Origin of the sequence: Erysipelothrix sp. strain 2 (EsS2-7-Brazil) (assembly GCF_016617655.1) — a bacterium.
GTDB classification, from domain to species: domain Bacteria; phylum Bacillota_I; class Bacilli_A; order Erysipelotrichales; family Erysipelotrichaceae; genus Erysipelothrix; species Erysipelothrix piscisicarius.
Genome location: NZ_SCFT01000002.1, coordinates 16,999 through 43,780, shown reverse-complemented (window position 1 = coordinate 43,780; position 26,782 = coordinate 16,999). Strand labels below are relative to the sequence as shown.

Below are 26,782 nucleotides of genomic sequence, written 5' to 3'. Positions count from 1 at the left end.
GTTGTTATAAATATAATTGGAGCGGGTGAGGAGAATCGAACTCCCGTAGCCAGCTTGGAAGGCTGGAGTTTTACCATTAAACTACACCCGCAAGGATTGCTTGCTTAGTTATTCTAACAAATATCATCAAAATTGTAAATATGAGATGAATAAAAAATATGTTTTTTATTAAAAAAATTTAGAAATCTGATGAGACAAATAAAAAAATCGTCATAAACGATTTAGGTTTTATATAATTGGAGCGGGTGAGGAGAATCGAACTCCCGTAGCCAGCTTGGAAGGCTGGAGTTTTACCATTAAACTACACCCGCATTTTGAATGGTGTCTCGTGTAGGACTCGAACCTACGACCCACTGATTAAAAGTCAGTTGCTCTACCACCTGAGCTAACGAGACAAAAGAATGGTGGGGAGAGACGGATTCGAACCGCCGAACCCTAAGGAGATGATTTACAGTCACCCGCGTTTAGCCACTTCGCTATCTCCCCATTCTTATTCAAAATGGTGCCGACTAGAGGACTTGAACCCCCAACCTACTGATTACAAATCAGTTGCTCTACCAATTGAGCTAAGTCGGCAAATATGGTGGAGGTTAACGGGCTCGAACCGCTGACCCTCTGCTTGTAAGGCAGATGCTCTCCCAACTGAGCTAAACCTCCAGGTCTGTTGCGTTTGTTTGTATTCCTTAACGCCTTAATAATATACCATACGCTTCTTGATATAGTCAACACTAAAAGTCGATTTATTTCAAATATTTGAATAAAGTTTTTATTAAATGTGAAAAGGTTCTTTAAAAGGTACAATAAGCCCTTTTTAAAGCATTATTATGCATATTTATAGTGTATTTCTTATCTTAATCTGAGTCCACAAAAATAAAAGAACACTCCGAAGAGTGTCCGATATTATTTAATTAATGTTTGAGCTGCAGTAATAATTGCAAGTTTATAAACATCTTCTTCAACACATCCACGTGATAAGTCAGATACTGGTTTGTTTAGACCTTGAAGAATTGGTCCAATTGCTTCATATCCACCAAGACGTTGTGCAATCTTATATCCAATATTTCCGGATTGAAGATCTGGGAAGATAAATACACGGGCATTACCTGCTACACTTGATTCAGGAGCTTTTAATTGAGCAACTGTAGGCACAAATGATGCATCAAATTGCAATTCTCCATCAATTTGATATTCAGGCGCAAGCTCTTGAGCGATACGTGTTGCTTCCACAACTTTATCAACTTCTTCACTCTTTGCAGAACCTTTAGTTGAGAAACTTAAGAGTGATACAATTGGGTCGATATCAAAGAGTTCAGCTGTTTTTGCACTTTCAACAGCAATTTCTGCTAATTCTTGTGAACTAGGGTTGATGTTGATGGCACAGTCTGAGAATAAGTATGATTCATGACGTTTGAAAATAATAAATGCACCACTTGTACGACTCACACCAGGTTTTGTCTTAATAATTTGTAATGCTGGACGCACTGTATCACCTGTTGAGTGAATTGCACCACTCACCATAGCATCAGCATCTCCCATATACGTTAACATTGTTCCAAAGTAGTTTACATTTTTAATCCATTCGTAAGCATCTTCTTTAGCTAATTTACCTTTACGACGTTCCACAAGGGCATCAACCATTGCTTCTTTTTTGTCTTCAGGGTAAGTTTCTGGATCGATAATCTCTACTTTATCCATCAAGAAACCTAAATCTTGTGCTGACGATAAAATTACTTCTTTATTACCTAAGATGATTGGATGACAAAGTCCATCAGCTGCTAAACGTACTGCAGCACCGATAATTCGTGCATCAACACCTTCTGGAAAAACAACTTTAATGTCTTTTCCGGAAATCTTTTCTTTTAAACCTTCAAATAAATCCATTTGTAAGTTTACCTCCTATATACATTTACTTATTATACACCAAATGTTCACGAGTAAAAGAAAATGGCTTAAAAAGAAACCAAAAAGAACAATTTATAGAACAAGAAGATATGCTAAAAGCAGATCATCCAAATGACGTAATGATAATCCGGTCAATTCATGAAATTTATCAATACGGTAGTTAAGCGTATTTCTGTGTATAAATAGTGCTTGCGCTGAAGAGGTTACATTACCTTCGTGTTCCCACATGCAAATAATTGTTTCAACCATATCATCTTGTGACAAAATGAGTTGTCGCATGGAGGAACCAATTGAGCTGGAACGTATATGTGGCGTTACATATGCTTGAAGGTAAGTATTTGAAAAGTTATTAATACGTGCCGGGTAGCCTGACTTATGAAATAACAACGTTTCTTCTTTAAATAAAGCAATCAAGTCATCATTCATCATTCGATCGGAACCTATATATAAGGATGTGTTTGTAGAGAAATCATCATCCAAGGCAGCGATAAACCCTTTAAGCGATTCTAAGTCATAAAGTCGTGAATCTAAAACCACAAGACCTGAATGATTATTAATATAGAAAGCATCTAATGGGTTTTCAAAGAAGTGCTTAAACGTTTTCAACCACAAGTCATGATTTTGATTGAGATACTTCACATGAAAATGGATAAAATGATAAGACTTGGTAGATGCAAGCGTCAAGGCCTCACCGTTGATAAGATGCTGATACCACATTGATTTTTGATCTTTTTCTTTAAACATTAAGGATAATAAGTCTTTCTCTGTTTTGTTGAGAACAGAAACATTAATCATCAAATATTGATATCCGTCATAAAGCACAAACTCTGATTCGGAAGCATTATTAATTTGGCTTACCCGAGCACTGGGATAGAGTTTTTGTAGGTCGTTAAATGTCATATGGTCTCCTTGCACAATTTCTTTGTTCAACAATACTATATCATATTTGTAACCGCTTTATTATAATGTATTTAAGAAAGTAAAAGGGGATAATTATATGGCAAATATTAGCTTAAAGAGTATTTATAAACGATATGACAAAAATGATCACGATACCGTTGTTGATTTTAATCTCGAAATTCAAGATCAAGAATTTATTGTGTTTGTTGGGCCATCTGGATGTGGTAAATCAACGACATTAAGAATGATTGCAGGTTTAGAAGATATTACTTCTGGTGAATTATGGATTGGAGATCGTCTGGTAAATGATGTCGAACCTAAAGATCGTGATATTGCGATGGTTTTCCAAAACTACGCTTTATATCCGCATATGACAGTGTATGACAATATGGCTTTTGGTCTTAAGATTCGTAAGACACCAAAAGATGAAATCGATAAGGCGGTTAAAAATGCAGCTGAGATTTTAGGCTTGGATACTTATTTAGATCGTAAACCAGCAGCGCTATCAGGTGGTGAACGCCAACGTGTTGCACTTGGACGTGCGATTGTTCGTGATGCAGAAGTATTCTTAATGGATGAGCCATTAAGTAACCTTGATGCGAAATTACGTGTAGCAATGCGTGCGGAAATTACGAAATTACACCAACGTCTTAAAACAACAACAATCTATGTTACTCATGACCAAACCGAAGCGATGACAATGGCAGACCGAATTGTTATTATGAAAAAGGGAATTGTACAACAAATCGGAACGCCAAAAGAAGTTTACAATTCACCAAATAATGTATTCGTAGCTGGATTCATCGGATCACCGGCCATGAACTTCTTTAAAGGACGCGTTGAAAATGGACACTTCATCGCAAGTGAAAATCTAAATGTACCAATTCCAGAAGGAAAATACAAAGTCCTTCAAGATAATGGTTATGAAGGAAAAGATGTTATTTTTGGAATCCGCCCAGAAGATATTCATGATGAACCACTGGTTCTTGACTCACAACCGGAATCAATTGTTAAGGCATTGATTTCTGTATCAGAGTTATTAGGAGCTGAAACAATGGTTCATGCTTCAATCGACGGACAAGACTTTATTTCTCGTCTTGGGGTTAATGAAGCGTATAGCTCAGGTCAAGAAGTTGAACTCTCAATGAACTTAAGTAAAGGTCACTTCTTCGACATTGATTCAGAAAATATTATTAAGTAGGTTTTATTCAAGGAGACTCAGTCTCCTTTTTCCCTTATATATATATATATATAAGGAGAAACTATGAAAGAATATAAGAATATGATTTATATAGCATTAGGTTTGATTCTTTCCGCAATTACTTATGGATTAAGTTTTGTTCTACCGTTTCAATTTTATTCCATGTTAGAGTTCTTAGCGTCTTTAGTTTTATTGGGGATAGTCTTGGTTGGACTTGGAAATGTGATTCTAGGTCGTAAAGAGAAAAAACATCCTAAAAGTAATCATAAGAAACAACGTTCGGAGCTGATAAGCGTTTCTACAGATATGTTTTTTATTGTCTTACCGATGTTGATACTTATTGTATATCACTATGTGGTGCGATGATTATGCTGTTATTTGGCTTGTTAATCGTGAACGAAAATCACATTTAGAAGGTAATGTTTAAAAGTTTAAGAATTATATAAAAAAATGTGTTTTACCCCTTGCATTGCCTACGTGTTATGCTATAATAAACAAGCAAACACGGAAAGATATTGGGCCATAGCCAAGCGGTAAGGCATCACACTTTGACTGTGACATTCCCTGGTTCGATCCCAGGTGGCCCAGCCAATATGATAATCAAACAAACAATTTCATTGTTTGTTTTTTTTGTCTCATGGGTGAAGGATATTGTATTAGTTAGTAAATACAGCTTCTTCTCAAGCGCATTGTATGGATTCAAGGTCTTCATAATAGCCTTTATTAAAAATTTTACTTACGATGCCTCCTTGCAGGAAGGGTTGTAAGGATCAATCGCGTGTCATTAAAATCAAGAAGATTGAAGGGTAAGGCCAAAGATTTCATTAAAAAAAGATGAAAGTATTAAAACTAAAATGTTAAGTTTATGAATTAATTGAGAATTACGAAGAATGCGGTCAAACATTAAATGCGTTTGTATGAACACGTTTTCAAATCATAATTAGATTCGATTCGGTAAAGCGTAATCTAGGAATGCGACGCATTTGTAATAATATTTTATGAAAAAAAGCCAAAAAATGTCCGTTTATTACAAATTCTGACAGGATTGTGTCATATTAATCTTAATTTTCTTAACAGATGTTAAATTGAGAATACATCTAATAAAGGAGAATTAAGATGAAAAATTTAAGAAAACATATTTTAAGTTTTGTCTTAGTAACGATGTTAATGGTAAACGTCGTGAATATCAGCAGTGGTGTGAAAGCAGACTACAGTCCAGCGGATCTTTTGGGAAATCATAGTTCAAATATTTTATCACCATCATACCAGGTAGGATTTATCCCTGAGGTTACCAATCCATCAGCCTTATCCTATCCAATCGAATACGAACTCTATTTTGAATACAATACGGGTGTTCTTGAATTGATTGATACGGTAATTTGCGAAGATGAAGCTGATGTTATGGAGAAAGTTTATTTTAAATTAGTCGATAATGTTAATCTTGGCGTGGTCAAATCACATATCTTAATGGTTAACAAACAAGCAGGTGTTATAGCGAAGAGTACATTTGACACGGCAAATAGCTTCGTTGCAACATTTTCCGCAGAGGGCGGAACATTTCAAGACGGTACAGACACTTACACGATTACAACTTATTTGGATCAACTTTTAACATATGACCAAGGTTACCAAGAACCAGTTCGGCCAGGATTTACGTTTGAAGGATGGGAACTGGATAACGCGGGAAGTGGTTATATATGGGGTTTGGATAATCAATTAGTGGATTGGCATGAGAACCTATTTGCTATTTGGTCTGAGGATCCTGTGATTGTGGACTATTCCGTATCATATGATGGAAATGGGGCTTTAAGTGGTGATGTTCCAAATGGAACACGCGTTGAGGAGAACACGGTATATACCGTGCTCGATACGCTTCCAAATCTAGCAAATCCAGGCTATACATTTGATGGATGGAATACTGCACAAGATGGAACGGGTCAAGCGGTTCAACCCAATGCGCTATTTACTGTAACTGAAGATACAGTATTCTATGCACAATGGAAAAAAGCGATCGTTCCAGTCGTTGATTATTCAATTACATATAATGCGAATGGCGCTTTAAGTGGCGATGTTCCAAATGGAACACGCGTTGAGGAGAACACAGTATATACCGTGCTCGATACGCTTCCAAATCTAGCAAACCCAGGCTATACATTTGATGGATGGAATACTGCACAAGATGGAACGGGTCAAGCGGTTCAACCCAATGCGCTATTTACTGTAACTGAAGATACAGTATTCTATGCACAATGGAAAAAAGCAATCGTTCCAGTCGTTGATTATTCAATTACATACAATGCGAACGGTGCGACACAAGGGTCAGTTCCAAATGGATCAACGGTTACGGAGAACACGGTCTATGAAATCCTTGGAAACACAAATAATCTGACTCTTAAAAACCATAAATTTATGGGGTGGAATGATAAAGCAGATGGTACGGGAAACCATTTTGATGCGAAAGATAAATTGACAGTTACTTCGGATAAAGTACTCTATGCTCAATGGGAATTAGAACAAAAACCAATACCTACTGATCCAGAAATAACAAAACCAGAAGTAACGAAGCCTAATTTGAACATCGATGAAATACAGAATGACCATCAAGTGGCTGTTGGAAATGTACAAAGTGATGCAGTACTTCCAAGTACGGGTGTGAATGAGAACCTTCTTGTTCCAATTGTAGGATCAGGAATAATCATTATTGGTATTACGCTTGTTATTCTAAAGAAAAAAGAATCATAATGCAGTGTTAAGGATGAGGAAACCTCATCCTTTTTTTTATTTATTATTAATAAATAAATCATAGAAATTGTTGCTTGATTCATAAACTATATTTTCTTTATAACATAGATTTATCGATTAATGACATTTGAATAAATTTTTATTTGATAGAAAATATAATGATTGCATGGAGGTAAGGGTATGAAAAAACAAAGTACTTATGCTAAGAAATCATTGGTAATTATGTTATGTCTAATGCTCGGCGTGGGAACCGCTCAAGTTGCATTCGCAAATGAAGACCCGGAATTTATTTCGGAAGATTCCGTTGTCACAACAGAAGCAATAGATCAAGAACAAGAAGAATCTACAGAAGTTGTGGATGAGAATGAAACAGAGTCAACAGATGAGGAAGCAACAGAATCTGCAGAAGTTGACGATAAAGAAATAGACGAAACAGTTGAAGAAGAAGCGACTTTAACGGAAACTGTTGAACCATCTACTGATGCAGTTGAAGAAGAAACGACTTTAACGGAAACTGTTGAACCATCTACTGATGCAGTTGAAGAAGAAACAACAGATGAAACTGTAAAAGAAGAAGTTAAAGAAGAAACTAAGAAGGTTAAAGCAGTCAAATATAATCTTGGCGCAATTAAAAACAAAACAGAGCTTGAAGCAGCATTTGCAGGCGCTCTTGAAGGTGACGTCATCACTTTAGCATCTGATTTTGTAGCAGAAGATGTTTCAATAACAGTTCCAAATGCAAACATTACATTTGATGCGAATCATGTTATCTGGACAAATTCAACCCTTGAAGTTACGGTTGCTCACAACGTAACACTTAATATTAAGAATCTTGTTATGGATGGGGTAGGACATACATCAAATCTACTTCGTATTTCAAATCCAACAGGTGTTATTAATTTAAGTAACAGTAAATTTATCAATAACGGTGCAACACCAATTACTGCAAATATTCAGTCAGGAGCTGAGTTCACGATTGATACAACTCTTATTAACAATAATAAGGGTGTGACAGGTGGATCTGCTGTACAACTTTCTGAAAACAGCCGAGGTACCTTTAACGTTACAAATAGTACAATTTCAAATAATACGGGTACTAGTGGCGGATATACCTCAGGAGCCATCGGTGGTAAAAACATCTACAGTGATATTAATATTGCAAATACAATTTTAAGTAATAATCACAACGATTCCATTAATACCGGCGTATTTGGTGGTGGTGGTGGTGCAATCGCATTACACTACTATCGTGGAAATATGACGATTAAACAAAGTTATTTCAAAGGAAATAAAGCAGGTGGTGATGGCCATTCTGAAACTTATGATGGAGGCGCAATTTATATCTTTGATGGTCGTGATGGCGCAACCGTCGATATTGATCAAACAACCTTTGCATACAATGAAGCAAAAGATGATGGTGGTGCAATCTTATTCCAAGGTTCAGGTACTCCCGCAGGATTAACTACAAACATCCACAACAGTACATTCTATGGCAATAAAGCCGGCGGTACTGATGGAGCGAATCTACCCGGTGGAGCAATTATGTACTTTAAAAATGGTGGATCTTCGAAAATGTCGAACACTATTTCGGGCTCTACATTTATGGATAATGTCGCAGGGAATGCAGATGTTGATACTGAGTTTAAAGGTGGAGCGATCTCTTTAAGTGGTGCGGGAATGCTCGCTACTGCTACGATTAATTATAAGGGATCACTATTCTTCGGCAATCAAGTTTACAATAATGGCGTGATTGACCCAACGGCTAAATTTAAAGACATTTCGAATAGTTCATCTTCGGTAATGAGAAATGGTAATATTATTAATATCGATCAAAGCACACCAGAAGTAGCAACTCAAGCTAAAAAAGAAATTTTTGGATTTAAAAATGTTGGCTTAAGTCGTGATCAATCGGAGTTAGTGGCAGGGATTGAAGGGGAAGTCATTCCTACAATCGCAATTAAACCTGAAGGACCAGCAGATGATGGCTTCATCGGTGGAAATACTGATGGATACGATCAACGTGGGAAGAAACGTTTAGGTGATATTGGTGCTGTAGAAATCCTTTGGATTAACTATGATGCTAATGGCGGGAATTTTGACTTAGAGGAAATGAATGACTACGAAGGTGAAACTTACTATGAAAAAGATGCGTCTTCAAAAGTTGTTTCCTATTATGATATAACTTCAGCTGAGTCTATTAAAGAAGAACAGACAGAAGATAGCATTCATCCAGAACGTACAGGATACAAGTTTATGGGTTGGTCAAAAGATAAGGATGCAACAACACCAGATGCAGACTTTAACACACGTAAACCTGTGAAAGTTGCTGATGACAGTCTACGTCTATACGCTGTATGGCGTGTAGGGGATGCGTTCACGGTTACCTATCATGGTAATGGAAATACAGCGGGTGTTGAACCAACAGATTCAAATACCTATGATACAAATGAAAATGCAGTTGTTCTAGGTGAATCGACTTTAGTTAAAGATGGTTGGAGTTTTATTGGCTGGAATACTCTTGCTGATGGAACAGGAACGGACTATGCGAAAGATGCCAACATTACGATGACACAAAATGTAGATCTTTATGCACAATGGGAAGAAGATGTTACACCTCCAGTTACAGAAAAATTCACAGTTACTTATAAAGGTAATGAGAATACAGCTGGAACAGCACCTGTTGATACTAAAGAATATGAAAAAGGTGAATCAGCAACCATTCTTGGTGCTGGAGACCTCTCAAAAGACGGATATGAATTTATAGGTTGGAACACCCAAGCTGATGGAAAAGGTGACACAGTAAGTGGCTCAGTGACTGTTAATGCGGATGTTACACTCTATGCACAGTGGAAAAAAGTAATTGTTGTTGTAGATACATATACGGTTGAGTATGATGGAAATGGAAACACTTCCGGAAATGCACCGATTGATTCACATCCTTACGAAAAGGGTGAAAACATTATCGTAATGAGTTCAAATAATTTAGTTAAAGAAGGTTATAACTTTATTGGCTGGAATACTCAAGCGGATGGAAAAGGTGATAGTTATGCACCTGGCGACTCAATTGATGTAGTAGGAAATGTTAAACTCTACGCACAATGGATTAAAGCAGCAAAACCTGTTGACCCTACAAAACCAGTAGATCCAACAAAACCAGTAGATCCAACAAAACCTGGCGAAAACAATCAGACGGATTTACCTCAAACTGGGGTATCTGATAGTAGTGTTGCAGTGATTGCAAGTATTACTTTAATCGGATTAGGCTTGGTACTTGTTAAAAAACGTAAACAAGAAGAAGCATAGTTAGGACGGATATTTAAAAAGCTTAGCATTGAGAGATGCTAAGCTTTTTTTGAGAGTGGGATCATTTTATGTCATTTGGGTATGAAATAGGTCGATTTAGAACCGCATCACCTTTATTACAAATTCCCATGATAAAATATTTTTAAAGTGAGAAGGAGAAATGTTATGAAATTAGAATTTAATCAGATTAACAAGTATTTTGACGAACATCATGTGCTCAAAGATATTTCATTTGAAGTGAACAGTGGTCAAATCTTTGGCTATCTTGGTCGTAATGGAGCGGGAAAAACAACGTCAATTCGAATCTTAATGGATGTTTTTAAACCCAATTCGGGGAATATTACCATAGATGGGAAACCATTTAGTCCCGAAGATTATCGCATTGGTTACCTTCCCGAAGAACGTGGTATGTATTCTAAAACACGTGTTATTGATCAACTTGTCTATTTTGCAATGCTTCGCGGTGCTACCCGCGAAGAAGCGATGGATTCTGTAAACTATTGGGCTAAACAATTTAAGATAGAAGAATATCTCGACCGTAAATTGGAAACCTTGTCGAAAGGAAACCAGCAAAAAGTACAAATTACGCAAGCTTTTTTAAATAATCCAGATATCTTAATCCTTGATGAACCATTTAGTGGTTTAGACCCTGTGAATTCTCAAGTATTTCAAGATGCCTTAACGAATTATATTGCGGATGATAAGATTATTATTTTTTCAAGTCACCAAATGAGTTATGTCGAAACATTTTGTGATGACATTGCCATTATTAATCAAGGATCAATTGTTTTAAATGGATCCCTTAATACAATTAAAAAAGAGCTTGGAAAGGATAAAATTCGTATTCAAGCCCATAATTATGATTCGAATCAACTCATGGCATTGTTGAGCAGTGATCAAGTGCATGTTGAGGCGGATGAGAAATCGGTGATTGTTTCTTTATCAAAAGAATTGTCAAAGAAGGCATGGATGGCATCCGTGATTGAATCCGATATTGATTTAAAACTCTTGTCAGATTATGAACCAAGTCTTCAAGATATTTTTGTAGCAAAGGTAGGAGATCATCATGAATAAACTGAGTACTGTATTTAAATTTGAATTTTTAGAAATGTTACGAAAACGCAGTGTAAAAGTAACAACGTTAATTTTATGCATGGCGGTTTTGTTCATCACATCAATTCCGACAATCCAAACATTCTTTAAGGAAGATCCATCAAGTGAACCTCAAACAGGTGAAGTGGTAACTGAAATCCGAAATGAGTGGGGATTTATCTTCGAGGATGAATCGATTGATAAAGCAATGTTTGCTTCAATGCTTGGTCTCGACCATCTTAAACAATTTGATTCCGAGGCGACAATGAAAACATCATTGCTCAATAAAGAAATAAAAAAAGGATTTATTTTACACAGCAGTACAGCCTATAAAGTACTGACAATTGACAAGGATATGTTTGGTTTTGAAGATGGTATAATTGAAGATACATTAAAAACAATGGCCATTGATGAAAATTTTAAGGCAAATAATATTGATGTAAACGAAGCGCGTAATGCGATGAATGTTTCAATTACATCAGAGGTCGAAACAATCGGGAAGGATTCCTCACAAGGATTCTTTATAGCTTACGTTATTATGTTTGCAATGTATATGTTGATTCTTTTCTTTGGTCAATCCGTAGCAACGTCCGTTGCACGTGAGAAAGACAGTCGAACCATGGAATTGCTTATTACCAGTACGGATCCTAAAGTTCTTATTCTTGGAAAAGTATTTGCAATGGGAGCTGTTGGATTGTTGCAAGTTGGTACAATCTTATTGTCCGTATTTATAGGTTTTATGGTAAATAAGGTGAATTATGATCCAGATATTTTAATGATGGTACAAGGATCGCTTACGTTCTATACAGCAATTGTGTATTTAGTATTCTCAATTGCAGGTTATATTTTATACCTTTATATTTTTGCGGCATTGGGTTCATTGATTTCTAAAGTAGAAGATGTAAGTTCTGCGACTACACCAATTACTGTTTTATTTGTTATCGCATTCTTTATTGCCTCAAGTAGTTTAAGTGCGCCGGATAGCCAACTAACGATTATTAGTTCCTATGTACCGTTTGTCTCGTTATTTACAATGCCAATTCGTTTTATGCTTACATCGGTAAATTGGATTGAAATTGTGGTTTCAATGGCAATTATGATTTTATCAACCTTAGTGATTGCGAAGATTTCGGTCTACATCTATCGTTTTGGTTCGTTAAATTATGGAAATAAATTAAAAATTAAAGACATACTGAAAGCAAAAAAATAACTCTTAAAGAGTTATTTTTTTTGATATCGATCATTGAGTTTTTATTTAAAATACGATTGGAGCTACAATATTCTGTAGGACTGCAACAATACTCCAACCTGCTACACGACTGGTGCGGCTATAGATTTTCAAGTCTGTTTTTATTTCTTCGCCTTCAAGCATTATGCGATGTTCGTCACCCACATAACCCGGTACGGCATTAATGTTTAACGTTGTATTTTCGGGACCGGCACTTGCAAGGGCTATTGCTACAGAAACGTTTACGTGTGTTGGTAATGCAGCAATAGCTTCTTTTGTGGTTCCTGCGAAGACTTCTACAGGTTCTTGAATATCGATGAGTCCTTCTCGATTTAGAGATGTATGAACTAGGGCACGAGGGGATTTCATACCCGTCATTTTTACATTGACAGGGCTCATTAATGTAGCCGTTCGTAGGATATCAAATCCTCCGACTGCGCCACTTGCAATATGAACCTTTTTACCAGTTTCGCGCGCTACATCTTGTATATGGTTATAGAATGATGCATCAGCAAAAGCACCGATTGAAAGTACAACAAGATTTGAACCGGAACGAAGAACTGTTTCAGTATAGTCAACGACTGATTTAACCGAAGCGGCTTCAGATGTATAATCAGGTTCGAGTGCCATTAACTCTTCGATTGTTGCACATGCTTTACAACCATAATGGTTTGCGAATGCTGCTGTACGAAGTGGATTGCGACCTAGAACACCTACAAGTTCGTATTCAGGTAGGTAGCCATCTACCCACGCTTGAGCAACGATGTCATTAAGAAATCCTGGCCCAATTAAAGCTAATTTTAATTTTTTCATATTAATTCCTTTCCTCATTTATATATGTATCTTAACATATATTTAGGTAAGTGAACCGGTTTATAAGGATTTTGTTAATTCAACGTGTGAATTTTGTCTTATTGGTTTTGTGAATTGTTATGTAATCTTCATCAATCAAGGTCTATGAATTCGAATGTGGTCTTTTTTTCAGTAAGTAATGAACCGTAATAGCCTGCACTTAATGGTAACGATGTATAGGTTAAATTTTTCATTTGGTTTTCTAAAATCTCTAAGACAGAGAAGTTTGGGAAATCTTTCTCAATTTTTAAGTCGAAAAATTTAATATAACATTCCTTGAGACACCATAATTTATAGAAACTTTGGATACCGTGCTGTCTCACAAATTCGATTTCGTTGGGATGATAGAAGCGATTCGCGATTTTTTGAAAGTTCACATCTTCCTTGTACTTTTGGATATCAATACTTAATGGATTAAGACTGAACGCATAAGTAGAGAACGCATCGGTTATCGTCTTACTATAATAAAAATCATTGTTTAAGATGACTGGTTTACCATTTTCAGTTTTATAAAGATACCATGTATCATCCAGTTGATTGCGATCTGTAAAGTCATGAATGCAAGTATCAAGTGTATGGCTTGTGGGATTTTTTGATTGATAAATAATGACATGATTTTCCATAAATTTCTCCTTAATAATGCAAGCATATCATTGTTTTGATCTTTGATTCGTAGACTTAAGAATCTATAAGCCGTTCTTAAGATTGTGTTAAGAATACGAATGGTATAATTGGCACGAAATTAAAGGAGTTTAACGATGAATCATATCTTAAAGTATCTTGAATTAAGTGCAGCGCATTATCCCAATAAAACCGCAGTAGTCGAACCGAATCAGTCGATTACGTATCGTGATTTAAAAGAGAAAGCGTGTATAGCAGGAACATTTTTTATTAATCATTTCGAAAAAAATCAACCAATCGTTATTTTCAGAGAAAAGGGAATTGAAACGCTTGCGTTAATGTTTGGGGCAGCCTACGCGTGTTGTCCTTACGTCATTGTGGATCCTTCACAACCCGATGATCGTGTTATTTCGATTCTAAAGACATTAGAGACACATTTCATCGTGTCTGATGAAGCGCAAAAATCTCGAATCGAACAATTGAATGCTCAGATTAATTATATTGAGTCTAAATCCATATTGAACGGAATCAGTCAAGAAGATCAGATTAAACAGCGTATGGGATCGCATATATCAACGCATCCGCTCTATATTCTCTTTACATCAGGCTCGACAGGGAATCCAAAAGGTGTCGTTGTATCCCATTCATCGGTCATTCGATTTATCAATGATTTTACCAAGACGTTTCAATTTTCAAAAGACGATGTAATTGCGAATCAAGCACCTTTTGATTTTGATGTTTCGGTAAAAGATATTTATAGTGCTCTCAGGACAGGTGCTACCTTGGTTTTAATACCGAAATTGTATTTTACAAATCCAGTTATGTTATTAGACTATATCTGTGAATCAAATGCAACGGTACTGACATGGGCGGTCTCTGCGTTATGTTTAGTAAGTCAGCTAAAAGGATTATCGTATCGACAACCAAATCAGTTACGACAAATAATGTTCAGTGGGGAGCGCATGCCAATCAAGCATTTGGAAACGTGGCGTGAAGCGTGTCCGAATACGACATTTGTAAACTTATATGGCCCAACTGAAATTACATGCAATTGTACATATTATGTTTTGGAATCGGAATTAAAATACGATGAAGACCTTCCAATAGGAATTCCATTTTATGATGACGAAGTATTTTTATTAGATGATTCTAATTCTAAAGTGGTCTCATCAAATGTCCTGGGTGAAATTTGCGTCGGCGGATTGAGTTTAGCACTGGGATATTTTAATAATAAAGAACAAACGGACCGGGTATTTATTCAAAATCCGTTGAATCCCTATTATCGAGACATCATCTATCGTACGGGTGATTTAGGATTCTATAATCAAAACGGTGAATTATGTATTAGGGGTCGAAAAGATTTTCAAATTAAACACATGGGTCATCGTATCGAACTTGAAGAAATTGAACGGAAAATTGAAGAACATCCATCCGTTTCGAGAGCCTGTTGCGTATACCATGAAAAAAAATATAAGATTTATGGAATCTACCAGGGGAATTTGGATGTTAAGGCGTTAATATCGTATCTGGAAACAAAGCTTCCCCATTACATGATTCCCAATACCTTTATTCAGGTGCACCAGATGCCCTTGACGAAAAACGGTAAGATTGATCGACAACTCTTAAAATCGGAAGTGGGGATCCACGTATGAATCTAAACAAACTATGTACTTCTTATAAGGAACTTAAAACACCAAGTTATGTTTTTGATATTGATCATCTAGAAAATCATGTAAATACAATAAAGTCATTATTACCTCACAATGCAAAGTTGTGTTACGCCATGAAAGCAAACCCATTTCTAGTTGGTATCTTAGATCCTTATGTGGATTCTTTCGAAGTGTGTTCACCCGGAGAATTCCGTATTTGTCAAAGAAACCACATTTCAAACCAAAAAATAATTCTTTCGGGTGTTTACAAAAACGATGAAGACATCAGGAAAATTATTGAAATGGACGAACAACCCATTTATACAATTGAATCCATGAAACATCTTGAAATACTGAATGATTTATCGAAGGCGTATCAAAAAACCATATCGGTTATTTTAAGGCTTACAAGCGGAAACCAATTCGGTATGGATGCCTCAACGATTGATGAAATACTAGATCGAAAGGATGAATATCCATATTTGAAGTGGTATGGAATACAATTGTATTCAGGAACCCAAAAGCACAAGCTTGATAAGGTTCAAAAGGAACTCGAAACTCAGAAAAAATACATTGAAGATTTACGCGATCGCTACAAGATTGCATTACCGTGTTTAGAATTTGGGCCGGGATTGGGTGTTCAATATTTTGAATCCGATAAACCAACGGTCTCCGTTTCAGCGTTTGGTTCAATGCTTCAAAATTTGGATTTTGATGGAACTGTTGTTTTGGAAATGGGACGCATTATTGTTGCATCGTGTGGTACTTATTTAACCAAAGTTGTGGATTTAAAGCTTAACGATCATAAGCATTACGCAATACTTGATGGCGGTATTCACCACGTTAGTTACCACGGTCAGTTTCTAGGGATGAAGTGTCCCAATATTGAGCGTATCGCTTTAGGAGAATCTATGGAAACGCAAGCAACTTGGAATTTATGCGGCTCTCTATGTACTGTGGCGGATGTCTTGGTAAAAGACTTTGAGACTGCTCTTGCTTACAATGACGTGATTGCATTTAAAAATGTTGGTGCGTATAGCATCACAGAAGGGATAAGCCTTTTTCTCAGTAGAGATCTGCCACAAGTAAATGTATTTAGTAAAGACCAAGGACTCGTAACACTTAGAGACATCGTACACATTGATACGCTAAATTCAGCGAAGGAGAAATCAGAATGAATAAATTATTAGAAATATTAGAAGATATAAAACCAAATATTGATTATGAGAATGAGTGTGAATTGGTTGATAAACGAATTCTTGATTCGTTTTCAATTCTTACATTGGTTGCTGAACTGGAAGATTCCTTTGATATTGAAATTCCATTTGATGAGATTAAACCAAATAATTTTAATACACTCAAGAATATGTGGGAAATGGTAAGTCGTCTTAGCGGTGAAAATTAATGGCATATCACAATTATATTTACCTTTTCTTGTTTTTACCGATTGTGATGATTGCATATCAAATATGCAGTCAAAAATATCGCTATCTTGTAATGCTTCTTGGAAGCATTACTTTTTATCTCTTGATGAGTTCAACACTAATCACTTACCTACTCATCATAAGTTTATCAACATATGCTATTGGATTGGGTCTAGCCCAATCCAAACATAAAAAGTTACTCTTATTTCTTGGGATTTTAATACCACTTACGATATTAACCGTTTTTAAATATTACAATTTTATCGGTGAAAACCTTAATTCAGTTCTAAAAGGTTTTGAAGTGACTCTTCCATATCGGAAATTCATACAACCCATTGGAATTTCATTCTTCTCTTTACAAGCAATGAGTTACCTTGTAGATGTGAAAATGGGAAACATTCAAGCAGAACGAAATCCACTAAAAATCATATTGTTCTTATCCTTTTTCCCGACAATCATTGAAGGTCCTATAGCGCGATACAATCAAGTGATTCCACAATTGAATACCGGGGAATCAATTACGTATGCATCATTAACTTTTGGTCTACAAAGAATGCTTTGGGGTCTTATTAAGAAAATTGTGATTGCTGACCGATTAGACCCCTTTGTAGGATCTGTATTCAAAAATGTTGATACAAATGGTGGTGTTGTAATTCTAATTGCCATCCTTGCGTACACGCTTCAACTTTATTCCGAATTCTCTGGAACGATGGATATCGTGTTGGGTACCGCTGAAATTTTTGGGATAAAGCTCCCGGAGAATTTTAATCAACCCTTTTTCTCCAAAAGTGCTTCAGAATTTTGGCGACGTTGGCATATGACTTTGGGAGGTTTTTTTAAAGATTATATTTTTTATCCCATTTCTTTATCGAAATTTAATCGTAAACTCACAAAATGGTTAAAAACAAAAATAGGAAAACGCTACAGTCGATTAGTCCCAACCTTAGGAGCGTTATTGGTCGTTTGGATTTGCAATGGTTTATGGCACGGAGCCCAATGGCAATATCTCGCATATGGAATGTACTATTTTGTCATTATTGCAGTCGGAATGCTTTTAGAACCGCTGTTTTCGCTCTTTTTTAAGAAAACAAAAATCAATCGCGAAAGCAAAGGTTTAAATGCAATGAGATGGATCAGAACCATGGCGATTGTGAATGTTGGAATGATGTTGTTTCGGTCACACGGTATCTCAAAAGCAATTTTCATGTTTACGCGGATGCTTGGTGATTTTAATATGACACAAATCACCGATGGCTCACTGCTGAATAAGGGGATGGATATTCATGACTTTGGTGTTGTTATTGTGGGTTTTGTGATTATGGTTGTTGTGGGCTTTCTTAAAGAAAAGGGTGTTCACATTAGAAATCGTATTTCGCAGTGGAAGTGGTATGTGCGCACTCCGTTTTACTATGCTGCGATGTTATTCTTAGTTATTTTTGGAGCCTATGGTTACGGCTATGCGATCGTAGAGCTTATCTATGCAAATTTTTAGGAGGTATTATGAAAATAATTAGATCAATTGTGTTTACCCTCGGTTTTATTGCTATATTATTTACAATAACACCTCTTTTTGCGCCATATGAAATCGATCAATTTGCGAAAGGGAATAGTACTGCATTTAATGGTATTTTTGCCGAAGATACGAATCGTTTGGATATGTTATTTAGTGGAGACAGTGAATCCTTCACCTCTTTTATGCCCATGCGATTTTGGGAGAAATTAGGGATAAAGTCTTACAACATTGCGGTTGCTTCTCAAAATTTAGCGGATGGACATAAGACCATAAGCCATATCATTCAAAAACAAAATCCGAAAGTGATAGTGTTAGAGACGAATCAAATTTATACCAGTATTGGTGGTATCGCGAATCTAGTGGATAAATCCATGACCAATACTTTGGCGAATGTGTTCCCCATCTTAAACCATCACGATAATTGGAAACAAATACTTTCGCTACAAAAAGCAAAAAGCGTAGAAATCAAGCGGAATCCTCTAAAAGGCTGGCGAATTAATCGTAAAGAAAATGCGTATGAGCGTGGACCGTATATGCACCAGACGTTAGAATCAAAAGAAATTCCTTCCTTGAATCGACACTATCTCGATCAAATCGTAGCACTGTGCAAAGAAGAAAACATTCAATTAATTTTAGTGAGCGTACCGTCTCCAAGAAATTGGACCTACGAAAAACATAATGGTGTGAGTGCCTACGCTAACGAAAATAACATTCCATTTCTAGATTTAAATTTGGAAGCAGATTCTATTGGCATGAATTGGCAGGAAGACACATATGACAAAGGGGACCACTTGAATTTAAAAGGTGCTGAAAAAGTAACGAAGCGTCTAATTGAATACATCGCTCAAAACTACAACATTAAAAGTGATACCGACGAAGCGGAACGTGCTTTATGGCAAAAAGATTTTGATGCATTTATTCAGCAAATTAACCCCTAATTTAACAAAAAATTAAAGGTGTTAAATCTTAAAATTTCTTAAATAACTCACAATGTATTGTAAAAGAAACATATAATAGAAGAAAGGAGGTGCTTATGAAAAAGATACTAATTGTTGACGACGACAAAGAGATTAGAGATTTGATGAAACGCTATTTAGAAATTGATGGTTATGAGGTTGTTGTTGCCTCTGATGGAAATGACGCAATGCGTTATCTCGATGAAAGCATCAAACTCGTGATTTTAGATGTTATGATGCCTGAGGTTACGGGATTTGAGGTAAGCGAGGCCATAAGAAGAAAGTATAATGTTCCAATCTTATTTGTTTCTGCAAAAGCTACAGAGCAAGATAAATTTGTAGGTTTTTCTGTTGGTGGGGATGACTACCTAAGCAAACCATTTTCTTTTTCTGAGCTCAGCCTCCGTGTAAAATCATTACTAAGACGATACATTCAATACGATCGTGCTACGGAGCATCGGGCAGAACAAAACATAATAAACACCATTGACTCCATCACCATCGATCTTGAAAAAGGAATCACTTTAAAAGATGGGTTACCCCTCGATTTAACAGAACGAGAATTTCGTATTTTAAAATTATTGGCGACTAATCGTGGGAAGATATTCTCAATTCAAAGTATTTATGAAAATGTTTGGCAAGATGAGTATCTCTACTCCTCTGCAAATACAGTCATGGTTCATATTCGTAATTTAAGAAAGAAAATTGAACATTGTCCTGAAAACCCAAATATTATCAAAAACATATGGGGTCGAGGATATAAAATTGATTAAACATCAGAAGCAGTCACTCACACTTGGCTTAAAAATATTTCTTATAACGGTGGGATCAATTTTTGTATCGTTATTCGTATTTGTTGTTACGATATCGGTTTCGATTGACCCGATTGCAACATATGTAAAGGGTGAAGAGCGGATTCACTCGCGAATGCTTCGTGACAAGCAAGATCTCCAGCATTACATTATTGATAACGACATTACCGAAATGAACATTGAAGATCTAAGTCCATGGTTGGAAAATCATAAGTATATGATTATCTATATCGTAGATGTTGATAATAATAACATCGTCTATACAAACGACGATCTCTTTATAAGTAAAGAACTCGAGATTGCCGGAAATACGTCACTTGAATCGACAATGCTTTATATTGGTGGTAAATACTTCTATATTGATATGTTGTATTCAGTGCGGGCGGAAGTGGAAAACTACGCTACCTATCTTGGACTCACGCTTTCATCCATTACATTTTTACTTGTTTTTTATTATGGTATCCGAAATATCACCAAAAGGGTTAAGCAGCTTACCAATGAAATTGAAATTATTGGGGCAGGAACCCCCAACAGTTACATTAGTGACAAAGGGAACGATGAGCTCGGACGTTTAAGTTTTGAAATTAATGCACTGATTACTGAGTTATCTCAAAAGAACCAAGAACTGGTTATTTCTGAAAATGCACTTAAAGAACTTGTGACAAGTCTTGCTCATGATTTAAGAACGCCACTTACTTCATTGATCGGTTATATTACCCTTATTAAATTGGAGTCTCAATCTGAAGATATCGAAGAACTTGCGAATCGATGTGAGCAGAAGGCACTTCAAATGAAAACCATTTCGGATGAACTGTTTTCACTTTTTTCAACGCTCTCGTTAAATGAAGACAGCGAATTACCCCTCGAACGAGTTTATGTTCAAGATTTTATTGAGGGTGCTGTAGACCGTCTAAAATCTGATTTAAAGTTAAATGAATTTGAAGTTGAAGCTCGTCAAACGATAACAGATGATGACTATTATGTAAATTTGAATCTATACTATATGGATCGCTTGTTTGAAAATATTATTTCGAATCTCTTAAAGTATGCAGAACCCATGTCAGAGATTCAAATTCAAATTACGCTTGAAAATTTATGGTGTACCCTCGAGATTTCCAATATCACGCGGATAGATCAGGTGACAGAAAATGCTTCAGGTTTTGGATTGCTCTCATGTCGAAAAATTGTAGATACGCATAAAGGCCATTTTTCCACATCCCAAAATGAAGGTGTATTTATAACGAAAGTAGAATTACCCATAAACCCATAAAAAAACAGCGAGTGTAACACGCTGTTTTTTTATTAACTTACGAAAGTGAAGCCTTAATTAATACTCATAACGTCCTAACATTTCAGTGTTCTCAACGCGCCACGAAATAAGTTTAACGCGGACAATGATGCCATAAAGACCAAATGTGATGAGGGTTAAAAACCACCATAAAACCCAATGACCAAAAAGACTTACAGAATCACCGTTAAAGCGGAAGCGCTCACCATTAATGACAGTATGTTCGGATTCCCAACGGTATGTTCGAACGAGAATCCAAGGTGTCCCTAAACCGAGTGTAAAGATTGCAATAATAATATTAACCAATTGTAATGTAATATAGGACCAGATTGATCCGTCAAAGTATGATGATTTCATATAAATCCTCTTTTCTATTTTTTAGTTCGATGCTTTAAAAAGTAAAATACGATGGAACCAATTCCAAGTGTCAGAATGGTTGCGAATATCATTGTTTGCCAGGAGCCAAAGACTACGATCGCGATATAATTAATCATTGCAATGATAATTCCTAATAATGTAATTAGACCATAGAAGCTCTTCATCGCAATCCCAAATTGGTGACTAATTATATGCTTCTTTTTTTCGGCATAAAATCCTGCCAAAAGAATCGCGATGGTTACGACAATAACGAGCCAATTAAGTTTGAAAAATGTACTCATAATATCTTCCCCCTATATTTTAATGAACTCAGATTGATTAAGATTATAATCATGAAGGCAATAGCTGTACGTGTTGAAACTATCATAAGTCCTATAGGCATAGGTTTGTGATGAAGGAATCATAAACGACATATATTGTGTATAGTCAATGGTTTTTCGCTGTGTTATAACGTTACCTTTAGCAATATCAACACCGTTAAGGATGTGTTGAGCGGTAATAATGAGTTCATGATCTGACTCGGGTTTTTGGGCGCTTAGTTTGGAATAGAGCGCTTTAATAAATCGAGAAGGCGGTGTTAAATCCCCAGGAATTCCAAAAGTCCCACTGCCTTGTCCGAATGGCTTGAACTCTTGACCGTAGAGCGTTCTTGCTTCTACATGTCCCGGATCAAGGCCGATATAATTTCGAATGTTGGTTAGATGCCAAGGATAATCGGGACTATTTGTGAGGACGCCAATTTGATTTGTATAAATTTGGATTCCTTGTGGTGTCGGTTCTACAATAATCGAGGCACCGGTTGCATCTTGAAATACCCAATGCAGGGGTGGTACAATTCCTAAAAATTCAATAACATGATGTGTGATCGGATGTCGTGCAAACATTAGCCGAACATCTTCAACAGTCTTGCAGTGTGCAAGAGCCCACATCACGACTTCATGCGGTGCAAGTGATTGATTGACTATCGCATCGTGCTCATAATGCGCAAAACCTTCAAAGTATAATGCAGCAGCGGCGAGACCGTATTCATTGACGCCATCTGCCAACGCGTAAGAACCAATGTTTTTAGCGAGGCCAAAATAAGCAAAATGATTTGTAACTTCATTATCTAAAAAAGCAAAATGAAGCGGAACATGGCGTGGAATGAGAATCATTTCTGGATCAAGTTCGAAAGAAAAATCCATCGTGCGAGCCATTAAAAAATGATCCTGAGTACTTTTTAATGTGATGTTTGTACACATAAAAACACCTCCCAAGTTTACCTTGCATGACCATTATAGGGGAATTCTTAATAGAATACATAAAACGAGGACGATTTCGAAAGAATATCATGATTCCATCACAAAGCATAATGACGCGACATTCCTTTCATCCATAATTTATTAACAAAATATCACACGAGCACTGGCATTGGATGATACGATAAATATAAGAAAAAAGCCGGGAGGTGTATGATGATATTACTTGGAGAAGTTGCACAGTTTTCAGATATTGCATTTAATGTCATACTAGGTGGTTTTGGTATGTTTTTACTGGGAATCAAGTTGCTTGGGGATGGTTTTAAAGATGCAGCGGGATCAAAAATACGGGATTATATTGAGCGCTATACGGGTAATTTACTTTCTGCGATTCTTGTAGGTACTGTTATTACAGCATTAATGCAGTCCAGCACCGCTGCGACCGTTATTTCCATCAGTCTAGTGCGTGCAGGCCTTATGAGTCTTGAAGCCGCGATTGGAATCTCTGTGGGAGCGAATTTAGGGACGACGGTAACGGCATTAATGATTGGTTTGAATATTGAAGCGATGGGTTATTATTTTGTCTTTATTGGGGCCTTAATCCTGCTCACAAAGAAACGATATAAAAGTGTCGGGCAAATATTCTTTGGACTTGGAATTACGTTTGTAGGGCTTGAGTTGATGAGTGATCAATTGATCATCTTACAAGATGTTCCACAGTTTGAAGCATATTTGGTTAAGATGTCTGATAATCCATGGCTTGCACTTTTAGCGGGAACGATTGGTACTGCAGTTATCAACTCTTCGATGGCTGTGATTGCCCTTGTACAAAAAATATATGCAGGGGGCGGTATGACAATGGTTGCGGCTTCCGCATTTGTTTATGGATCCAATGTCGGCACAACTTTAACGGCAATTCTTGCTTCTGCGGGAGGATCTGTATCGACGAAACGAGCCGGTTGGTTCCATGCACTTTATAACGTGATTGGTGCCTTGATAACCATGTTATTTATCTATCCGTACTCGAATTTTATTCTCTATATTAATGGGAAGATGGGTGGTTCACCAGAAATGGCTGTAGGAATTAATCATTTTGTCTTCAATTTAATTTGGGTTGTGGGGATTATTCCCTTTATTCCCGCATGTATTCGTCTTTTAAAAGTTCTAATACCAGGGGAAGATCGCATTAAAGAACGAGAAAAAATTGAAGCGTTGGATTATGAATTAATTAAGACGTTCCCGGACGGTGCGTTTCAATTAGCACAAAAACAAACACTTCAGATGGCTGATTTGGTTGTTGAATCTTTGGAAACAACGCATGACTACCTAACAACGCAAGACGAAGAAGATTTAGATGTCATCGGACAGTTGGAGGAGATGGTTAATGATTTGGACTATAATTTAACGCGCTATCTTCTTGCGATTGCGAAGGATACGCAACTTGATGGCCGTATGGCAGAACAGTACTCAACCAGTGTTGATATCGTGAAAAATATTGAGAGAATGGGAGATATAACGACAAATATTGCGGAGTTTTATGAACGCATCTTTGAAAATCGAGGTACGTTCTCAGAAGAAGCACTGTTTGATTTGGAAACAATGTATAAACTCGTTTTGGATATGATTCAACGAAGTTTTAAAATGCTTAAATCGGATTCACTTCAAGGATATGAAAAACTTGTACAGGATGAAGACTACCTCGATTTAATTGATGAGAAGTACCGTGAACGTCATTTCCATCGTATCTCGGATGGTATTTGTGACGATCCGATTGCAAGTAGTTTGTATGTAGATATTCTTGCGTCTTTAGAACGCTTAGGGGATCACTGCATAAATATTGTGGAGAAGGTAAAAGAACGTAATCCCGAGGAAGGGGTTGAGAAGATTCGTATGGATTCCATAAATTAAGAAGTGTGAAAAGGAGTAGGTAATGGAAATTACAATAACGGAACTACAAGAATATTTAAAGGATCATTACCAAGATGGTGGTGTCGATCAAAGTTTGTTTATGAAACTGGTCGAGGAAATGGGGGAAGTGGCTGAGGTTCTAAATAAAAAAGCTGGTCGTAAATCATCAAGTGATGAAGATTTAGACTTGCAATTAGGTCATGAATTGGCAGATCTAATGCACTATGCCATGGCCATTGCGGCACTCAATGACATTGATATGAATGCAATGATCCTCTCAAAAGATAAAGAAGCTTCAAAAAAATATCATCATACAACAGATTTAGAATCTTTTGTCTCAGCACAAAGAGTCATCAAATCACGCGCAAAATCATCAAATAATATCCCGAAATAGGATGTGAAATGCATTTATGGATACAAAAAAGAGCCAGCTTCTTAAAGTAGGCTCTTTTTATTCGCAAAGTAAGGTTTCACTAATGGCCAGTGCGCATGCTGCGCGGGCTCCATTTGCCTTGGAATAGGGTTTAATCTTTTTCTGAATTGTTTGTCGAGAGATGAATTCGGAATCGTGCTCGCGTATCTTATTGAGCAGTAATGTCGAAAGTTGATCATCATCAAACAATTGACCGTGTAAATAAATAATATCCGTATCGAGGGTAACGATGATGTTATTAAGGGCAATGGCTAAAAAATTAATTGCATTTTCTAATAACTGTATGACTGCAGAATCGCCAAGATGATAGGCTTGCAGCAGGATATCCATCGATAACTCATGTTCTTCGGTTACCAGTTGTTTGAGATAGGTGTTCGCAGAACTATTAAATAATAAACTTGCTTTGTGAAGCAACCATGTTTGACTCGCATAGGTTTGAAGGCAACCAATTTTACCACACTCACATTGTTCGCCAAATGGATTCACAACAAGATGTCCAATTTCTCCAACAAAGTAATTATTTCGTGCATACAGATTCCCTTGGTATATATATGAACAGAAGATTCCTCGTCTAAAATGTAAGAATAAGAAATTCGCATCCGTTTTATCATGTCCGAATAAACGTTCACGTATAGCCATCGCATTTACATTATTCTCAAAATAGACGGGATACTTTAAATGTTTCTTTAAATAATCCAGTGAGAAATTTGACCATGAATGGTTATTGGTTAAAATGTGGGATGATGATTTATCATAATGTCCTGGTATGGCAATGCCAATACTTGTGATGGGGGTATCGCGATGTTTATCCATAAAATCATGGATCGTCTTTACCAATAAGTCGTGACGAACATGGTCTGATTTAGAGAGTGTGTATGCCTCTTCAAAGAGAATTTCATTAAGGTTATCGGATAACGCTAAGGTGAAAGAGTGTTCAAATAACTCCACACCGAGATAATAGGAGTGATGGGGAAGAAGACCTAATAAAATTTTGCGTCTTCCTACACGTGTATTATCGGTATCCTCTCCGATTTCACAAATAATGTTATCGTTAATTAGGTGTTGGGTTAAATCACTAACAGTCGCGGGGGTAATGTGAAGCGACTTTGAAATATCAATGCGTGAAAGCGGTCCCTTTGAATATAATAAATCAAGGATTAAAGCCGTTTGCTTTGTTTTTGCTTTACTGAGTTGCATATTTCACCTCCATTAAGAACATTGTAACCTATTAATTATAATTTGTAATCATTAATGGGGGAAATTTAACAAAACCAACACAATTATCAAATGTAAGGCTTTACATTTAAGGTGAAGTGTTCTATAGTGTAGGTAGTTGGTAATA

The 26,782-nt window shown here is 36.5% G+C and carries 23 protein-coding genes and 7 tRNA genes; 16 read left to right on the top strand and 14 right to left on the bottom strand.

Annotated elements, in window-relative coordinates; all coding sequences use genetic code 11:
* Nucleotides 1-17: 17 nt before the first annotated feature.
* The 8 genes from EPJ90_RS01235 to EPJ90_RS01200 form a co-directional block, all read right to left on the bottom strand.
* Nucleotides 18-91: transfer RNA gene (locus tag EPJ90_RS01235), tRNA-Gly, on the bottom strand.
* Between the two features lie 146 nt (nucleotides 92-237).
* Nucleotides 238-311: transfer RNA gene (locus EPJ90_RS01230), tRNA-Gly, on the bottom strand.
* Nucleotides 312-319: 8 nt separating this feature from the next.
* Nucleotides 320-395, bottom strand: a tRNA-Lys gene (locus tag EPJ90_RS01225).
* Between the two features lie 7 nt (nucleotides 396-402).
* Nucleotides 403-486, bottom strand: a tRNA-Tyr gene (locus EPJ90_RS01220).
* Between the two features lie 14 nt (nucleotides 487-500).
* Nucleotides 501-576, bottom strand: a tRNA-Thr gene (locus EPJ90_RS01215).
* Between the two features lie 5 nt (nucleotides 577-581).
* Nucleotides 582-657: transfer RNA gene (locus tag EPJ90_RS01210), tRNA-Val, on the bottom strand.
* 243 nt (nucleotides 658-900) lie between these two features.
* A complete protein-coding gene (gene pta / locus EPJ90_RS01205) occupies nucleotides 901-1,881 on the bottom strand; it encodes a phosphate acetyltransferase (RefSeq protein WP_125164847.1) in 981 nt (326 codons plus the stop codon).
* Between the two features lie 93 nt (nucleotides 1,882-1,974).
* Nucleotides 1,975-2,802, bottom strand: a complete 828-nt coding sequence (locus EPJ90_RS01200) for a helix-turn-helix domain-containing protein (protein WP_161637118.1) — start codon at nucleotides 2,800-2,802, stop codon at nucleotides 1,975-1,977.
* A gap of 97 nt (nucleotides 2,803-2,899) precedes the next feature.
* On the opposite strand from EPJ90_RS01200, the gene EPJ90_RS01195 reads away from it, so the two are divergent.
* The 7 genes from EPJ90_RS01195 (at nucleotide 2,900) to EPJ90_RS01165 (ending at nucleotide 12,350) form a co-directional block, all read left to right on the top strand.
* Nucleotides 2,900-4,003, top strand: a complete 1,104-nt coding sequence (locus EPJ90_RS01195) for an ABC transporter ATP-binding protein (RefSeq protein WP_161637116.1) — start codon at nucleotides 2,900-2,902, stop codon at nucleotides 4,001-4,003.
* Between the two features lie 63 nt (nucleotides 4,004-4,066).
* Entirely contained in the window at nucleotides 4,067-4,369 is a 303-nt protein-coding gene (locus EPJ90_RS01190; protein WP_125164844.1) for a hypothetical protein, read from the top strand.
* 150 nt (nucleotides 4,370-4,519) lie between these two features.
* A tRNA-Gln gene (locus EPJ90_RS01185) sits at nucleotides 4,520-4,594 on the top strand.
* Between the two features lie 525 nt (nucleotides 4,595-5,119).
* Nucleotides 5,120-6,745, top strand: a complete 1,626-nt coding sequence (locus EPJ90_RS01180; RefSeq protein ID WP_200542462.1) for an InlB B-repeat-containing protein — start codon at nucleotides 5,120-5,122, stop codon at nucleotides 6,743-6,745.
* A gap of 180 nt (nucleotides 6,746-6,925) precedes the next feature.
* Nucleotides 6,926-10,048, top strand: coding sequence for an InlB B-repeat-containing protein (locus EPJ90_RS01175; RefSeq protein ID WP_200542461.1), 3,123 nt, complete (start codon nucleotides 6,926-6,928; stop codon nucleotides 10,046-10,048).
* A gap of 165 nt (nucleotides 10,049-10,213) precedes the next feature.
* Complete coding sequence (locus EPJ90_RS01170) at nucleotides 10,214-11,122, top strand: ABC transporter ATP-binding protein (protein ID WP_200542460.1); 909 nt, start codon at nucleotides 10,214-10,216, stop codon at nucleotides 11,120-11,122.
* Nucleotides 11,115-12,350, top strand: a complete 1,236-nt coding sequence (locus EPJ90_RS01165; RefSeq protein ID WP_200542459.1) for an ABC transporter permease — start codon at nucleotides 11,115-11,117, stop codon at nucleotides 12,348-12,350. The genes EPJ90_RS01170 and EPJ90_RS01165 overlap by 8 nt, the downstream gene beginning before the upstream one ends.
* A 45-nt stretch (nucleotides 12,351-12,395) precedes the next feature.
* Here EPJ90_RS01165 and EPJ90_RS01160 read toward each other — a convergent pair whose 3' ends face one another.
* Nucleotides 12,396-13,181, bottom strand: coding sequence for an aspartate dehydrogenase domain-containing protein (locus EPJ90_RS01160; RefSeq protein ID WP_161637108.1), 786 nt, complete (start codon nucleotides 13,179-13,181; stop codon nucleotides 12,396-12,398).
* A 131-nt stretch (nucleotides 13,182-13,312) separates the two neighbouring features.
* Nucleotides 13,313-13,843, bottom strand: a complete 531-nt coding sequence (locus EPJ90_RS01155) for a 4'-phosphopantetheinyl transferase family protein (protein WP_200542458.1) — start codon at nucleotides 13,841-13,843, stop codon at nucleotides 13,313-13,315.
* A 135-nt stretch (nucleotides 13,844-13,978) separates the two neighbouring features.
* Here EPJ90_RS01155 and EPJ90_RS01150 point away from each other — a divergent pair, with 135 nt between their 5' ends.
* The 7 genes from EPJ90_RS01150 to EPJ90_RS01120 all read left to right on the top strand — a co-directional run bounded on the left by EPJ90_RS01150 (nucleotide 13,979) and on the right by EPJ90_RS01120 (nucleotide 21,465).
* Nucleotides 13,979-15,493: an amino acid adenylation domain-containing protein gene (locus tag EPJ90_RS01150; protein ID WP_200542457.1), complete on the top strand. Its 1,515-nt coding sequence runs from the start codon at nucleotides 13,979-13,981 to the stop codon at nucleotides 15,491-15,493.
* Nucleotides 15,490-16,668 carry an alanine racemase gene (locus EPJ90_RS01145; protein WP_200542456.1) on the top strand — a complete coding sequence of 393 codons (1,179 nt, stop codon included), beginning with the start codon at nucleotides 15,490-15,492 and terminating at the stop codon, nucleotides 16,666-16,668. The genes EPJ90_RS01150 and EPJ90_RS01145 overlap by 4 nt, the downstream gene beginning before the upstream one ends.
* Nucleotides 16,665-16,895 (top strand): phosphopantetheine-binding protein, encoded by a 231-nt coding sequence (locus EPJ90_RS01140; protein WP_125164836.1) that lies wholly within the window; start codon nucleotides 16,665-16,667, stop codon nucleotides 16,893-16,895. Before EPJ90_RS01145 ends, EPJ90_RS01140 begins: the two co-directional genes overlap by 4 nt.
* Complete coding sequence (locus EPJ90_RS01135; protein ID WP_200542455.1) at nucleotides 16,895-18,406, top strand: MBOAT family O-acyltransferase; 1,512 nt, start codon at nucleotides 16,895-16,897, stop codon at nucleotides 18,404-18,406. Before EPJ90_RS01140 ends, EPJ90_RS01135 begins: the two co-directional genes overlap by 1 nt.
* 8 nt (nucleotides 18,407-18,414) lie before the next feature.
* Nucleotides 18,415-19,365 carry an SGNH/GDSL hydrolase family protein gene (locus EPJ90_RS01130; protein ID WP_161637099.1) on the top strand — a complete coding sequence of 317 codons (951 nt, stop codon included), beginning with the start codon at nucleotides 18,415-18,417 and terminating at the stop codon, nucleotides 19,363-19,365.
* Between the two features lie 95 nt (nucleotides 19,366-19,460).
* Entirely contained in the window at nucleotides 19,461-20,156 is a 696-nt protein-coding gene (locus EPJ90_RS01125; protein ID WP_161637094.1) for a response regulator transcription factor, read from the top strand.
* The gene (locus EPJ90_RS01120) at nucleotides 20,149-21,465 is read left to right on the top strand and encodes a sensor histidine kinase (protein ID WP_200542454.1); all 1,317 of its coding nucleotides are present in this window, start codon (nucleotides 20,149-20,151) and stop codon (nucleotides 21,463-21,465) included. The genes EPJ90_RS01125 and EPJ90_RS01120 overlap by 8 nt, the downstream gene beginning before the upstream one ends.
* Nucleotides 21,466-21,522: 57 nt before the next feature.
* Here the strand turns inward: EPJ90_RS01120 and EPJ90_RS01115 are convergent, their stop codons facing one another.
* Genes EPJ90_RS01115 through EPJ90_RS01105 form a run of 3 tightly spaced genes read right to left on the bottom strand, consistent with a single transcriptional unit; the run spans nucleotide 21,523 to nucleotide 23,102 of the window.
* The gene (locus EPJ90_RS01115; protein WP_125164098.1) at nucleotides 21,523-21,840 is read right to left on the bottom strand and encodes a DUF898 family protein; all 318 of its coding nucleotides are present in this window, start codon (nucleotides 21,838-21,840) and stop codon (nucleotides 21,523-21,525) included.
* Nucleotides 21,841-21,854: 14 nt separating this feature from the next.
* On the bottom strand, nucleotides 21,855-22,142 hold the full coding sequence (locus tag EPJ90_RS01110) for an MFS transporter (protein WP_161637092.1): 288 nt from the start codon (nucleotides 22,140-22,142) through the stop codon (nucleotides 21,855-21,857).
* Nucleotides 22,143-22,154: 12 nt separating this feature from the next.
* Nucleotides 22,155-23,102, bottom strand: a complete 948-nt coding sequence (locus EPJ90_RS01105) for a linear amide C-N hydrolase (protein ID WP_161637091.1) — start codon at nucleotides 23,100-23,102, stop codon at nucleotides 22,155-22,157.
* Nucleotides 23,103-23,315: 213 nt separating this feature from the next.
* Here EPJ90_RS01105 and EPJ90_RS01100 point away from each other — a divergent pair, with 213 nt between their 5' ends.
* Both EPJ90_RS01100 and EPJ90_RS01095 read left to right on the top strand, forming a co-directional pair.
* Complete coding sequence (locus EPJ90_RS01100) at nucleotides 23,316-25,007, top strand: Na/Pi cotransporter family protein (protein WP_161637090.1); 1,692 nt, start codon at nucleotides 23,316-23,318, stop codon at nucleotides 25,005-25,007.
* Between the two features lie 22 nt (nucleotides 25,008-25,029).
* On the top strand, nucleotides 25,030-25,401 hold the full coding sequence (locus EPJ90_RS01095) for a MazG nucleotide pyrophosphohydrolase domain-containing protein (RefSeq protein WP_200542453.1): 372 nt from the start codon (nucleotides 25,030-25,032) through the stop codon (nucleotides 25,399-25,401).
* 57 nt (nucleotides 25,402-25,458) lie between these two features.
* Here EPJ90_RS01095 and EPJ90_RS01090 read toward each other — a convergent pair whose 3' ends face one another.
* On the bottom strand, nucleotides 25,459-26,637 hold the full coding sequence (locus EPJ90_RS01090) for an ROK family transcriptional regulator (RefSeq protein WP_161637088.1): 1,179 nt from the start codon (nucleotides 26,635-26,637) through the stop codon (nucleotides 25,459-25,461).
* Between the last annotated feature and the right edge of the window lie 145 nt (nucleotides 26,638-26,782).